9 protein-coding genes and 1 pseudogene are annotated in these 13,895 nt (G+C 65.2%); 7 read left to right on the top strand and 3 right to left on the bottom strand.

The features are described from left to right. Positions 1-179: 179 nt before the first annotated feature. The 6 genes from AC5RVG_RS08740 (at position 180) to AC5RVG_RS08765 (ending at position 9,133) form a co-directional block, all read left to right on the top strand. On the top strand, positions 180-2,549 hold the full coding sequence (locus AC5RVG_RS08740; RefSeq protein WP_494013529.1) for an alpha/beta fold hydrolase: 2,370 nt from the start codon (positions 180-182) through the stop codon (positions 2,547-2,549). A gap of 83 nt (positions 2,550-2,632) precedes the next feature. Then, on the top strand, positions 2,633-4,162 hold the full coding sequence (locus tag AC5RVG_RS08745) for an acyl-CoA synthetase (protein ID WP_494013530.1): 1,530 nt from the start codon (positions 2,633-2,635) through the stop codon (positions 4,160-4,162). Next, positions 4,159-5,346 (top strand): acyl-CoA dehydrogenase family protein, encoded by a 1,188-nt coding sequence (locus AC5RVG_RS08750; RefSeq protein ID WP_494013531.1) that lies wholly within the window; start codon positions 4,159-4,161, stop codon positions 5,344-5,346. The genes AC5RVG_RS08745 and AC5RVG_RS08750 overlap by 4 nt, the downstream gene beginning before the upstream one ends. A 51-nt stretch (positions 5,347-5,397) precedes the next feature. Next, entirely contained in the window at positions 5,398-6,582 is a 1,185-nt protein-coding gene (locus AC5RVG_RS08755) for a thiolase family protein (protein WP_494013532.1), read from the top strand. Between the two features lie 81 nt (positions 6,583-6,663). Then, positions 6,664-7,512: a 3-hydroxyacyl-CoA dehydrogenase gene (locus AC5RVG_RS08760; protein WP_494013533.1), complete on the top strand. Its 849-nt coding sequence runs from the start codon at positions 6,664-6,666 to the stop codon at positions 7,510-7,512. A 586-nt stretch (positions 7,513-8,098) separates the two neighbouring features. Further along, positions 8,099-9,133, top strand: coding sequence for an AAA family ATPase (locus tag AC5RVG_RS08765; RefSeq protein WP_494013534.1), 1,035 nt, complete (start codon positions 8,099-8,101; stop codon positions 9,131-9,133). A 213-nt stretch (positions 9,134-9,346) separates the two neighbouring features. On the opposite strand, the pseudogene AC5RVG_RS08770 reads toward AC5RVG_RS08765, so the two are convergent. From AC5RVG_RS08770 to AC5RVG_RS08780, 3 genes and pseudogenes are all read right to left on the bottom strand, one after another. Continuing rightward, positions 9,347-10,653, bottom strand: a pseudogene (locus AC5RVG_RS08770) (Nramp family divalent metal transporter). A gap of 109 nt (positions 10,654-10,762) precedes the next feature. After that, entirely contained in the window at positions 10,763-11,467 is a 705-nt protein-coding gene (locus AC5RVG_RS08775; RefSeq protein WP_494013535.1) for a YoaK family protein, read from the bottom strand. After that, positions 11,464-12,990, bottom strand: coding sequence for a gamma-glutamyltransferase (locus AC5RVG_RS08780; RefSeq protein ID WP_494013536.1), 1,527 nt, complete (start codon positions 12,988-12,990; stop codon positions 11,464-11,466). The genes AC5RVG_RS08775 and AC5RVG_RS08780 overlap by 4 nt, the downstream gene beginning before the upstream one ends. A gap of 204 nt (positions 12,991-13,194) precedes the next feature. On the opposite strand from AC5RVG_RS08780, the gene AC5RVG_RS08785 reads away from it, so the two are divergent. Next, complete coding sequence (locus AC5RVG_RS08785) at positions 13,195-13,881, top strand: FadR/GntR family transcriptional regulator (RefSeq protein WP_494013537.1); 687 nt, start codon at positions 13,195-13,197, stop codon at positions 13,879-13,881. Positions 13,882-13,895: the final 14 nt, after the last annotated feature.

The raw sequence follows: 13,895 nt of genomic DNA on the forward strand, positions 1-13,895 counted from the left end.
TCAGGCTTCGCGGCGGACGCCCAGACTTGCACAGACGGGCAAGGCCGGCTGCACGGGCAGTCATGCGCCCGGCCCTGCAACAGACATACCGTGTGTCCTAGATCATACGGGCTCTAGCCCGCGTGGACGGTACCGCGCATTGGGAAACCGTTCCGAGCACCCGCTTCAAAGGAGAGACGATGGCCGTGGCCACAGAGCATGTAGACGTTTTGATCATAGGTGCGGGCCTGTCGGGCATCGGTGCGGCCGCCCATCTGGTTCGGGAGTGTCCCGGTAAGCGGTATGCCGTCCTGGAGTCGCGCGGCGCCATCGGCGGGACCTGGGACCTGTTCCGCTACCCCGGTATCCGCTCCGATTCGGACATGTACACCTTCGGCTACGCCTTCAAGCCATGGACGGAGCCGAAGGCAATCTCTGACGGGGCATCGATCAAACGGTACGTCGAGGAGACTGCCGAGGAATACGGAATCACCGGGAACATCCGCTTCCACCACCGGGTCTTGTGTGCGGAGTGGTCTACCGCCGACGGACGCTGGACGGTTACCGCCGAACGGTCCGATACCGGGGAATCAGTTGTCTTTACGGCCCTCTGGGTTATTGGCGCCACCGGCTACTACCGCTACGACGAAGGCTACCGGCCGGCGTTCGAGGGCGAGGAGCGCTTCCGCGGTCAGATCGTGCACCCGCAGCACTGGCCCGAAGACCTGGACTACGCGGGCAAGCGCGTCGTCGTCATCGGCAGCGGCGCCACAGCCGTGACACTGGTACCGAACCTGGCGGAGAAGGCAGCGCACGTCACCATGCTGCAACGCACCCCCACGTACATCGCATCGGTGCCGGCTGTCGATCCGCTGGCCGATGTGCTGAGACGCGTGCTGCCGGCCTCCGTGGCATATCCCGCCTTGCGGTGGAAGAACATGCTGAACCTGCACCTGAAGTACACACTGAGCCGCAAAAACCCGGACATGGTTCGCGCCAAGATCCGCAAGGATGCAGTCAAGTTGCTCCCCGCCGGTTACGACGTCGACACGCACTTCAACCCGCCCTACAACCCCTGGGACCAGCGTTTGTGCGCGGTCCCGGACGGGGACCTGTTCACGGCACTGCGGGGTGACAAAGCATCGATTGCCACCGGGCGAATCCGCACTCTTAACAAGGACGGGATCGTACTTGAATCGGGCGAGGACCTGCCCGCAGACATCATCGTGACTGCTACCGGGCTGAACCTTCAATGGCTGGGCGGCATGACTCTGAGCGTCGACGGCGAGAAGGTCGACGTCGGCGAGCGGTTTGCTTACAAAGGCACGATGATCTCAGGAGTGCCCAACCTGAGCATGGTCACGGGCTACACGAACAACTCCTGGACGCTGAAGGCTGACCTGGTCAGTCGGTATGCATGCCGCCTCCTGCAACATCTGGACGCGAACGGCTACGTTTCCGCCACCCCGCTCACCCCCTTCGGCGAGACCCCACGCCCTTTCCTGGACCTCGACGCCGGCTACATCCGGCGTGGAGTGGACGGGATGGCCAAGCAGGGCACGCAGGTGCCTTGGCGGTTGCACCAGAACTACATGAAGGACATTCGGCTGCTAAGCGGCCGTCAACTGGAGGACGGGAGCATGAGCTTTCAACGGCGGCGGGCAGCCGGGGAGTCATCAGTGGAGGCGTTCTACGCTCCCGCCACGCAAACGGTTGCAGTAAACGGCGGGCAGGTCCGCTACCGCGATGAGGGGGAAGGAACCCCTGTCGTCATGGTGCATGGCATAGGCCGCAGCCTTGAGGACTGGAACGAGCAGCATGAGTTGATTGCTGGTCAGGGGTACCGCCTCATCAGCGTCGACTTGGCAGGCTACGGTGGGTCCGAACCGCTGAGCGAGCCATACTCACTGCCCGCTCTGGCCCGTTTCCTCGGCGCCTTCCTGGACGCGGTGGGCATCACCCAACCCGCCCACATAGTGGGCAACTCTCTGGGCGGTGCCGTCGCCATGCAGCTAGCCGTGGACGCGCCCCAGCGGGTGCGCAGCCTCGTACTCGCCGGCAGCGCCGGTTTCGGCAGGGAGGTCGCACTGCCGGTCCGTCTGATGTCAGTCCGGCCGCTAGGCAAGATGCTGCTGAGCAAGCCCAGCCCCGCCTCGTCACGCCGGCTGGAACTCAGCCTCTTCAACGACCCGGCGCAGGTCACCGACGAGCGGGTGCAGCTGGGATACCGTCTGGCCTCCCGACCACACGCGAGCCGCGTGTTCCTGGACACCGCCGCAGCCCTCGGCACGTTCCGCGGTACCAATGAGGCCTGGCGCAAGGAGCTCATGGAAGGCTTGGCCGCCCAGCGTGTACCGACCCTGGTCATCTGGGGAGAGCAGGACAATATTTTCCCGTTCGCCCATCTCGCCGCCGCCGGCGAACACCTGCCGCACGCCCGCACACACGCCATGCCCAACGTCGGGCACATGCCGCAGATCGAGCGGGCCAAGGAGTTCGCCGACCTGACCACCGGCTTTTGGGCCGATACACCAGCCCGGCTCGCGCCCGTTGGCGAAGGCGCTGTATAAGCGCCCAAAGCGCACGATCGCCGTCCCGCGCCTCTTTTCCGGGTGTCCGGCGCCCAGTCAGCAAACCGAAAGGAACATACGACATGTCGAGTCTTCAAAACCTGGGGCTCGGATCCTGGCCTCGTCGACGGGCGATGCTCAGTCCAGACCGCGTGGCCTTGGTCTTCGAGGGAACGGAGCTGACATTCGCACAGTTCGCCGATCGGGTGGAGTCGCTATCCGCTTGGTTGGCCTATCAGGGCGTCCATGCGGGTGACCGGGTGGCCTACTGGGGAGCAAACAATGTGGCACTCCTAGAGACGCTGTTCGCCACCACTCGGATTGGAGCAATCTGCGTGCTGGTCAACGCCCGGCTCGCGCCGGCAGAGGCGGAGTACATCCTGCAAGACAGCGGCGCCGCTCTGCTGTTCTTCGGCCAAGAGCAGGCAGAAGCAGCAAGAATGATCGCCGGGAGGATACCCGCCCGTCTGTTGGTCGACGTCGATGGCACCGGCGCGGGGACACCTTACGGGCAGATGCCGGAAGAGGAAGCTCGCCCGGTGCCGGAAGCCTGCTGCGGTCTCGATGATCCGGCCGTGCTGATGTACACCTCCGGCACCACCGGGCGCCCCAAGGGCGCCGTGCTGACCCACGGAAACTTGTTCTTCAATGACATCAACGTCCTGATCGAAAACGACATACGCCCAGACGAGGTGTGCTTGGCGGCAGCCCCTCTGTTCCACATCGCCGGACTCAACGGGCTCGTGCTGCCAACGTTCCTCAAGGGCGGAACAATCGAGGTGCACCGGCGCGTGGAACCTGAAGCGATCTTCTCCGCGATCCAGGGCCGGGGGGTGACCAGCCTGTTCGCCGTCCCGGCCATGCTCGATGCCCTGGCCCACCACCGCCTGTTCAGCCAGACCGACCTGTCCTCGCTGCGCACCATCGTCGTCGGCGGGGCCCCGGTGCCCGAACGCATTCTGCGGGCGTGGGCCGCGCGGGGCGTGGCCGTCCAGCAGGGCTACGGCCTCACCGAAACCGCCCCGGCGGTGCTCAAGCTTGCCGCCGAGGACGGGATCCGCAAGGCCGGATCGGCCGGCAAGCCGCAGTTCCTTGTCGATGTCCGCCTCATCGCCCCGAACGGCGAGCCGGCATCCCCCGGGGAAATCGGGGAGATCCAGACGGTGGGACCGAATGTGATCCGCGAGTACTGGCAGCGCCCCGAGGCCACCGCCGCCGCGTTTGCCGACGGCTGGTTCCGCACCGGGGACGCAGCGGTGCGGGACGAGGAGGGCTACTACTGGATCCGGGACCGGTACAAGGACATGTACGTCTCGGGCGGGGAGAACGTGTACCCGGCGGAGGTGGAGTCCGCCCTGCTGAACGTGCCCGGTGTCGCCGAAGCCGCCGTCATCGGAGTACCCGATGAGCAGTGGGGCGAGGTCGGCAAAGCCTTCATCGTGCCCGAAGCCGGCGCTGAGCTCACGGCCGAGGACATCCGCGCAGCCGTCGCGCCTGCCCTGTCCCGGTTCAAAATCCCCAAGCAGATCGAGTTCATCGAACAGATGCCGCGCACCTCCACCGGCAAGTTGCTGAAAACCGATCTGCGCACCCGCCAAGGAGTTTCCCGATGAGCCTGTCCGCCACAACCACCGTCCAGTCCCACGACCTGCTGCTCTTTGAGACATTGTTGGATCCCGCGGAGCAAGCAGTATTGGAAGACTTCCGTTCCTATCTGGCCGGCGTGGATGACACCGCGCTGAACCGTGCCTGGGAGAACGCGGAATTTCCGGTCGAACTCGTCCAGTCACTGGCCGAATCCGGCCAACTGGGCCGGCACCTGCACACCGGGCAAGAACCCAGCCACCTGCTGCGCGGCATGCTCACCGCAGAACTCGCCCGCAAGGACGCCTCCCTGGCCACCTTCGTAGGGGTCAGCGGCTCGTTGTTCGCCCTGTCGGTGCGCCGCTTCGGCTCACCCTCCCAACAGGCCCACATCCTGCCGGCCGTCGCCACCGGCGAACTGATCGGCGCGTTCGCGCTCACCGAACCGGGCTCAGGCTCCGACATCGCCGGCGGCATGACCACCACGGCCCGCCGGGAGGGAGCCGGCTGGGTGATCAACGGTGCCAAACGATGGATCGGCAACGCCACCTGGGGCCACCAAGCCATCGTGTGGGCGAAGGAGCAAGGCGGAGACGGCCGCTTCCTCGGTTTCATCGTCCCCACCGACACCCCGGGATGGTTGGCCGAGAAGATCGAAGGCAAGTACAGCCTGCGCACCGTGCAGAACGCCCACATCACCCTCACCGACGTCCGCATCCCGGACACCGCGCGGCTGCCTGGGGTCAGCTCGTTCCGGCAGATCTCCGAAGTGCTGAAATCCACGCGGCTGGAGGTCGGGTGGACGGCACTGGGCAATGCGATCGGTGCCTTCGACGCGGCCTTGGCCCACGCCATGGGCCACCACCAGTTCGGCCGCCCCGTGGCACGGTTCCAACTCGTGCAGGACCTGCTCGTCCGTTCCGAAATCAACATCACCTCCTCCCTGGGGGCGCTGGTCCAGGCCGCCCGACTCGCCGACCGGGACGCACTGGAAGAGGAACACGCCTCCCTGGTGAAGCTGATGGCCGCCTCCCAGGCCCGCCAGACCGTCGCCCACTGCCGGGAAGTGCTCGGCGGCAACGGCATCAAGTTGGAAAACAAAGTGATGAAGCACTTCATGGACGCCGAGGCGATCTACACCTTTGAAGGCACCCACCAGATCAACACGTTGATCGTCGGCCGGGCCCTCACCGGAATCTCCGCCTTCGTCTGAAACGCCTTCGCCCGACATCCACCCGCCGCGAAACCCATCAGGAGAGCCACCGTGCGCCAAACCGTCCTCGTGTCCTACGCCCGCACCCCGATCGGCAGGGCATACAAGGGGGCCTACAACGACACCCCGGCCCAGACACTGGCCGGCCACGCTATCGAGCACGCGGTCCGGCGTGCCGGGCTTGGCCCCGCCGAAATCGACGACGTCATCCTGGGCGCAGCCCTGCAGCAGGGCAGCCAGGGAATGAACCTGGCCCGGCAGGCCGCCCTGCGAGCCGGCCTACCGGACACGGTGCCCGGGATGACGGTGGACCGCCAGTGCGCCTCTGGACTCATGGCCATCGCTCTGGGAGCCCGCATGATCGAAGCCGGGGACGCCGACATTATCGTCGCCGGCGGAGCCGAGTCCGTGTCCCTGGTGCAAAACCAACACTTCAACACCCACCGTGCCCATGACCCCTGGCTGAAAGCCAATGTTCCCGGCCTGTACTCCAGCATGCTCGAAACTGCCGAACTCGTCGCCGACCGCTACGGGATCTCCCGCGAGGCCCAAGACCACTACGCCGCCGAGTCCCAGCGGCGCACCGCCGCAGCCCAACAACGCGGGGCCTTCGACGCCGAAATCGTCCCACTGTCCCAACACCCGGACAGGAACGCCACCGCCCCGGCCGGGACATTAGCCCGCGACGAGGGCAACCGACCCAACACCACTGCTAAGACTCTGGCCGAACTCAGCCCGGTCCTGGACCGGGACGGAAAGCACCCGGGCCGGTTCAGCGTCACCGCTGGCAACGCCTCCCAACTCTCCGACGGGGCCGCCGCCGTGGTCCTCATGGACGCCACCGAGGCTTCCCGCCGTGACCTTGAACCGCTGGGCATCTTCCACGGTGTCGCCGTCACCGGCTGCGCACCCGACGAGATGGGCATCGGCCCGGTCACCGCCGTTCCGAAACTGCTTTCCCGGCACGGGCTGGCCATCGACGACATTGACCTCTGGGAACTCAATGAAGCATTCGCCTCCCAGACCCTGCACTGTCGCGACACCTTGGGTATCGACCCGGAACGGTTCAACGTCGACGGCGGAGCGATCTCCATCGGCCACCCATACGGCATGAGCGGCGCCCGCATGACCGGGCACGCACTGCACGCCACCCGGGGACGCGGCGGAAAGTACGCCGTGGTGACCATGTGCATCGGCGGTGGCATGGGCGCCGCAGGCCTCTTCGAGGCGCTCTGACCCCCTGATCTCCCGCTGACCACGCCCAGGCAACGCCCCGGCTGACTGAACCTGCACAGCCACCCACGACAAGGAGAAACCATGCAAAACCTCACCGTGCTCGGCACAGGTGTCCTCGGATCGCAGATCGCCTTTCAGGCCGCCTATCGGGGCAAAGATGTCGTCGCCTACGATCTCAGCGACGAGATACTTGCAAAACTGGCTGTCCGCTGGGAATACCTCAAGCCGCTCTACCTGCGCGATCTGCCCGAAGCCACCGCCGAAAAGCTCGATGCCGCCGTCGGACGCATCCGCACCTCCAGCGACCTGACCGATGCCCTGAAGGACGCCGAGATCGTCATTGAAGCGGTCCCCGAGGTTCTGCAGATTAAGCGCGATGTCTGGGCGAAGGCCGGAGCAGTGGCACCCACGAACACGGTGTTCGCTACGAACTCTTCAACGCTCCTGCCCAGTGACATCGCAGATGCCACGGGCCGTCCGGAAAGATTCCTGGCACTGCACTTTGCCAACGAGGTCTGGCGCCTGAACACCGGCGAAATCATGGGACATGCGGGCACTGCCGCGCAGTACCTGGACGCCGTTGCTGAATTCGCCGAGGAGATCGGCATGGTCCCCATTAAGCTGAAGAAGGAACAGCCTGGATACATCCTGAATTCGCTACTGGTTCCGTTCCTGACCTCGGCCGCGAAGCTCTACGTACGGGACGTCGCCGACGTAGCGGTCATCGACGCGACCTGGCGCAGGGCCACGGGCGCACCCTTCGGCCCCTTCGAAATCCACGACATCATCGGCATGGAAACCCCATACAACCTCAACACCCATAGTGAGGACCCGGAACTCCGGGAATTCGCGAATATCCTCAAACGCGACTTCATCGACAAGGGCCGGTTGGGACTTGCCACGGGGAAAGGATTCTACGACTACGAGTAACCCGGCTCGACGACTCTCCCTGACCGGGTGAAGGTTTCAAAGCCGGTCCTCAGGTCCGTTGCCGGTTGTTTTCGGGTCTGTTGGCAGGCGACCGGTACGCCCAGCTTCTCGTGATCCTGCCCTCCGTGCCGGACGGGGAGCCCGGGCAGGACCGGCCCGCCCGGCTCCGCACCTACCGCTGCAAGTGCGGAGTTACCCTGTACGCATCCCGGACATGGACCGAAAAGTAATCCGCCGATAACCGTGAGTATGTCCCGGCAGTGTCTCGATGAAGCATCCGCTAACGGGACATACATGAACCTTGGTGGACATGGCGTTCATAAGTTCCCGCTCATCTTTGTCGCGGTGTGCGGCCGGCTTGCGAGACTGTCAGGCCGAGGCGCAGGGTTCGGCCCTGAGCAGGGAAGGAATGCGACTTAGATAACCATGCTCCTCCATTGCGGCCACTTGTATGGCACTGCTCATTGTTCTCCGGCCAGTGCCCGCATATCAAACGGAGACCCGGTGTCGCGTGAACTACGGCCAAAGGGGGATACTCGTGAGGCCAACCGCTCCCCGGTCGGGAACCGGGTACTACAGTGAGTGCATGGCTCCCAGCCGCAATCCGCTCGACGACCTGCGCGAGACCATCGGCCATCTGGCCGATCAGCTCAAGCTGCACGGTTCGGAGCGCGTCGACGACCTGGTCGGTGATCGCATCGGTGCGAGGCCCGGGCCGGCCCGGCCGCTGTCCGAGGTGCAGGCCGAGCTCGACACGCTGGTCGGACTGGGGACCGTGAAGGAACAGGTGCGGGCCCTCGTCGCACTGCTCCAGGTCCAGGCCCGCCGTAAGGCGCACGGCCTGCCGGAGGTGGCCACATCACAGCATCTCGTGTTCCTTGGAAACCCGGGCACGGGCAAGACCACCGTGGCGCGACTCCTGGCCGAGATGTACCGCGCGGTCGGTCTACTGCAGAAAGGCCATCTGGTCGAGGTCGACCGTTCGGGCCTGGTGGGGCAGTACGTCGGCGCGACCGCCATCAAGACGGACCGGGTGATCCGGCGTGCGCTGGACGGCGTCCTGTTCATCGATGAGGCCTACGCGCTGGCCCCGGAGGACGGCCGGGCGGACTTCGGCCCCGAGGCGATCGAGGTCCTGCTCAAGCGGATGGAGGACTACCGCCACCGCCTCGTCGTGATTGTGGCCGGGTACCCGCAGCTGATGGAGTCCTTCCTGCTCTCGAACCCCGGACTGCGCTCCCGATTCGCCCGCGAGATCACGTTCCCCGACTACTCCATCGACGAACTCCAGACGATCTTCCACCAGATGCTTGCCCAACACGAGTACATGCTGGAGCCGGGTGCGGACCAGATGCTGCGCCGCATTTTCACCGGGCTCCACGCGGGCGAGGACTCGGGCAACGCACGGTTTGCCCGCACGCTGTTCGAGCAGGCGCTCAACCGCCAGGCGCTGCGGCTGTCGCTGGACGAGGACCGAAGTCTCGATGCGCTCGATCGTGAGGCCGTCATGACGCTCACCGAGGACGACATCGTCGAGGCCGCGCTGGCCTTGGGCGAGGAGCCGGAGCCGGAACCAACGCCGGAACCGGAGCAGTCACGCTGGCGGCGCTGGCTTGCCTAACAGGCAAACAGCGGTTGCGATCCGAACAACCGGCTGCCGGAGCATTACCAAAGGGAGACGGAAGGCCCGCGACGTTGCGGGCCTTCCGTACATATAACTTCTTCCCATGGCTGCCGAGGCGTCCTTGCCTCGGGACTGCGCTGGTGGCCGGGCAGCTATCCTGCCGGGTGCGCCCGCGGGCCTGTGCAGCCGTTGACCCACCTCGCCTGGGTGTCAGCCGCCGAGGAGCGGGGCGATCGACTTGACCAACTGCTGGATACCGAGAACGCCGAACAGCAGGGCACAGATGCCCAGCGCGATGTTGGTATGCAGGCGGTTGGCCCACGCCTTGGGCACGCGGTTGCCGTTGAGCAGGCCCAACAGCGTCAGGGCAAGGAACGGCATGAACAGCGAGCCAAGGACGCCGTAGGCCAGGATCAGCGCGATCGGCTTGCCCATGATAAACAGCAGCATGGGCGGGAAGGTCAGCCAGAGCACATAGAACTTGAAGTACTTGCCCCCAATGCGGGTGTCCGGATGGCCGGAGGGCTTCTTGCGCATGTGGCCCCAGAAGTCGGCAAACATCAGGGACACACCGTTCCAGACGCCGATGATGGAGGAGAACGACGCCGCCCAGAAGCCGATCAGGAAGGTGGTGCCGACGACCTCGCCGTAGCGATCGTTGAGGACGTTGCCCAGATCCAGCAGGCCTTCATCGCTCCCGCTGATGGAGACTCCGGCCGAGCGGACGACCTCCGCGCCGACGATCAGCATGGCAATGACGAAGATGCCGGTCATGACGTAGGCCATGGAGTTATCGATGCGCATGACACGCATCCACTTGGGGGTGTACCAGCCCTTTTCACGCAGCCAGTAGCCGTAGGCTGCCAGCGTGATGGTGCCGCCGACGCCGCCGGCGAGGGCCAGGGTGGACAGGAGGCCGCCTTCGGCCGGGATCGAGGGGATCAGCCCCTTGAGCATTTCGGGGATGTTGGGAACGGCAATGATGGCCAGGCCCACGACGGTGACGAACATGATACCGACCAGCACTGCGGTGATTTTCTCGAAGGTGGCGTACTTGCCGAACCAGATCATGACGAAGCCGGCCAGGCTATTCAGGATGGCCCACGCCCATAGCGGGAGCACCGGGAACATGGCGGCCAACGGCAGCGCTGCCGCGGAGGTGGCGGTGGCGCCGTAGACGAAGCCCCAAATGATGATGTACGGGCCGAAGTACCACGTGGTCCAGCGGCCGAGCGTCAGCCAGCCTTCGAAGATGGTCTTGCCGGTAGCCAGGGTGTAGCGTCCGGCGCCTTCGACCAGGACGATCTTCATGACGACACCGACGATGACGGCCCAGAAGAGCTGGTAACCGAATTGGGTGCCGGCCACCAGGGTGGCGACCATGTCCCCTGCCCCCACGCCGGTGGCCGCTACGACGAGCCCGGGCCGACAATTTTCCATTTGGCGGGCTTGCCGCCGTCGTCGTCAATCCGGTCGGCGTGGTTCACCGCTCCGGTTGGCGCGTTGTACTCAGACATTTGGATTTCCTGTTCTTGGAAGAATTGGTGCAATCGACGTGAGGCTTGTTCCGTCAGGGCAGCCTCTGGTTCTTTCCCCTTTCTCGATCGGGCTCGCAGCGGGCAGGTGTCAGGACGCCTGGGGTTTCAGCCGCCGGCAGAAAAGAGCCATCAGGAGAACCAGGGCGGTGGGAACGGCGAGGGCCGTGAGGCCGGCAAAGGGTACGACGGCCGCACCGACGATGGCACCGCCCAGCATGCTTCCAACGGCTGCCAGCTGGCGTGCCGAAACACGCCGTTTGCGCCAGGTTCGGCCCGCTCCGGCCTCGGCGAAGAATTGCGAGAGGGTGGAGGTGACGACCACGGTGTTGATCTCGGGGACCGCCAGAAGTCTCGCGGCGAGGCTCTGGCAACCCATGGCCACCCCGATGAGGGCGGTGATGACCAGTCCCAAAGATCCGCTCCCATTCATGAAAGCGAGGGCGGTGCTCACGGCCAGAAGCACCCCGGTGGTGAGGAACAGCATCCGTGGGGCCGGGGATCCCCGCTTTTTTGCCTCCAGCAGCCTGTTGCACAAGCCCGCCACCATGCATCCGACGCAGAACGCGAGGAGGGCGACCAGCGGGTGGATCAATTCGGCCCAGTCCCCGCTCAGCCCGATCCCCACCAAAATCAGGTTTCCGGTCATGTTGGCACCGAAAATGCGGTCCAGTCCGAGGTAGGTCAGGGCATCCAGGAAGCCCGTGCCGAACGAGAGCACCGTCAAGAGGAGCGGATCGGGAAGCAGCCAGCCGCGCCGGGCACTCTTTGCCGGGCGCCTTTCCGTCAGCGTCATCCGAGCGGTCCGTAGCGTCCGGATCCGTCCGATCGGGGATCGCTGGCCGCGACCGGGGCGCCGGCGGAATCCACCGTGACCAGCTGCATGTGCCCCAGCCCGTCGGTGAAGTCCGGCTCCATGCGGGTTCGGCCGAGACTATCCGCCAAGTGCCTCCGCGTCCCGGCATCCACGGACTGCTCAATGACAGCCACATCGGCACCCTGGTCGTCCTGCACGATCATCCAGCGCGGGCCCAGCAGCGCAGACGCCGGCGATTCGCCCGCCCACTGCCTCAGCAACACCTGGGCGTGGATCTGCGGCTGGGCTTTGCCACCCATGGTCGACTGGATATAGCGGATGCGTTCGTGCTCATCGGTCACCATGACCGGCATCAGCGTGTGCGGCGGCATGGCTCCGCCCCGGAAGGCGTTCGGCTGCGTGTCGTTCAGCGAGAACATAGAGCCCCGGCACTGCAGGATGACGCCGGTAGCCGGATCCATCAGGTACGAGCCGAAGGCCGAGTACAGGCTCTGGATCCAGGACACGCTCAACCCCGTGCTGTCCACGCACGAAATTCCGACCGTGTCTCCGTCGGCCCGGGCCGAGGCGAGTGCGGGAGTTCCGGATGACGGCAGGTCCTCCAGGCCGTAATCGCGGTAGAAGTACGGTTCGGAGTCTTCGCTGAGGACGTTGTCCCGGAGGTGGTTGCAGATCCGGGCATTGACCTGCATGGCCTCGACGACATCCGGCGAGGTCACCGCGTGGCCCGTGGCCGCGGCCAGGTTCTCCAGCAGCCGGATCAGTGCGAAGCCCTGGGTGGGCGGCGGGCTGGTGTACACGGTGTGGCTTTCGCCGCGGTGTGACAGCGGCGCGGCGGTGACCGGGACGACCGATGCGAAGTCGTCGGCACTGAATTCGGCGCGGTGGCCCTGCATGAACGAGAGCAGTGACTCGCCCGTCGTGCCCCGGTAGAACTCCTGAAACCCCTCCGAACCCATGCGGCGCAGCGTTTCCGCCAGTGCCGGGTTCGACACGCGCTTGCCCGGCTCAAACGAGGAGCCAAACAACGCGGAGACCAGGTCGGCACTTATTCCGCCGGCAGCTGCTGCTTTGACCGCTGCCATCGTCACCGACCGGGACAGCTGATAGCCGCCGGCGAGTTCCGCCGCCTTTTCGAGAAGGGTCGAGGGCGCCAGCCGTCCGTACCGCTCATGCAGGTGCTGCCAGCCGGCGGGGGCTCCGGGAACCGTGAGGGTCGCCGGTCCCCGGGCAGGCATCTTCTCGCCAAACCGATCCCTCATGTCCGCCAGGCGGCCGGCACCGGGGGCACGGCCTACGGCAAGCACGCACTCAGGCTCTGCATCGGGTTCCTTCACCAGCGCCACCAGATCGCCGCCGATGGAACAGTTGTGCGGGTAGACGACGGACAGGACGGCGGCCGCGGCGATGGCGGCGTCGACCGCGCTTCCGCCTGACTGAAGAACGGCCCACCCGGCCTCCGTGGCCAGATGGTGCGGCGTTGAGATTGCTGCTTGATTCATTGCTGGGGCTTCCTCTGCTAGTTCACAGAACCGGTAGGGTGGTTGGACCACTTTGGGTAGCATAGTGAGGTGAGTCACTAAACCACAAGGTGTGGGGCCGCGAAATACACTTTCAATTGCCGGAACTTGTGCGGTCAGGGGGAAACCCGCTAACCGGTACCCATAGAGAGGACGAATATGCGCAGCCTGAGGCAGGAGCCCTTATTGGTATTCAGCGATCGCGTAGACGTTCTCGCCGAGGCAATTCGGACCCGGATTGAGGACGGCACCCTGAGCCCCGGAGCTAAACTTCCGAGCGAACGGGAAATCGCCGAGAATTACCGCTTGTCCAGGAATACGGTGCGGGAGGCCCTGCGCGAGCTCGAGGCTGTCGGCCTGCTGTATCGCCGCCCCGGCAGCGGAACCTACGTAGCCGACGAACCGCTTTTGGCCTTCGGCTCCTCGTCGCTGGCCGGCAGCGCCGGTGCCGGTGACCCGATGAATCACGTCATGGATCTCCGCCTTGTCATCGAACCGGGGATCGCCAAGCGGGCGGCCATCAGGGCGCGTGGCCAGGTGTCCAAATTGCGGTCGATCCTCGATGCGGCCACCAAAGAGGCGGGCCGCACGCAGCCCTCGAACGCGGAATTAAGAAAACTCGATCTGGACTTCCATGCGGAACTGGCCCGGCTGTCCCTGAACCCGCTGCTGACCGAATTGTTGGCGATGTCCAATGACCTGATGGCCCCCTCGCGTGCCGACGAATTCCTGACGCTGGAACGCGTCCGGAGCTCTGTGATGTGGCACGGCCGCATTTTTGAGGCTGTCTTGGCGCGCGACGGCGACGGGGCCTTCGATGCCATGGAGGAGCACCTGATCGACATTAAGGGCCACACCGAAAAGGGACAGTGAATACGGGGGCGCAA

This window comes from Arthrobacter senegalensis (assembly GCF_059091765.1).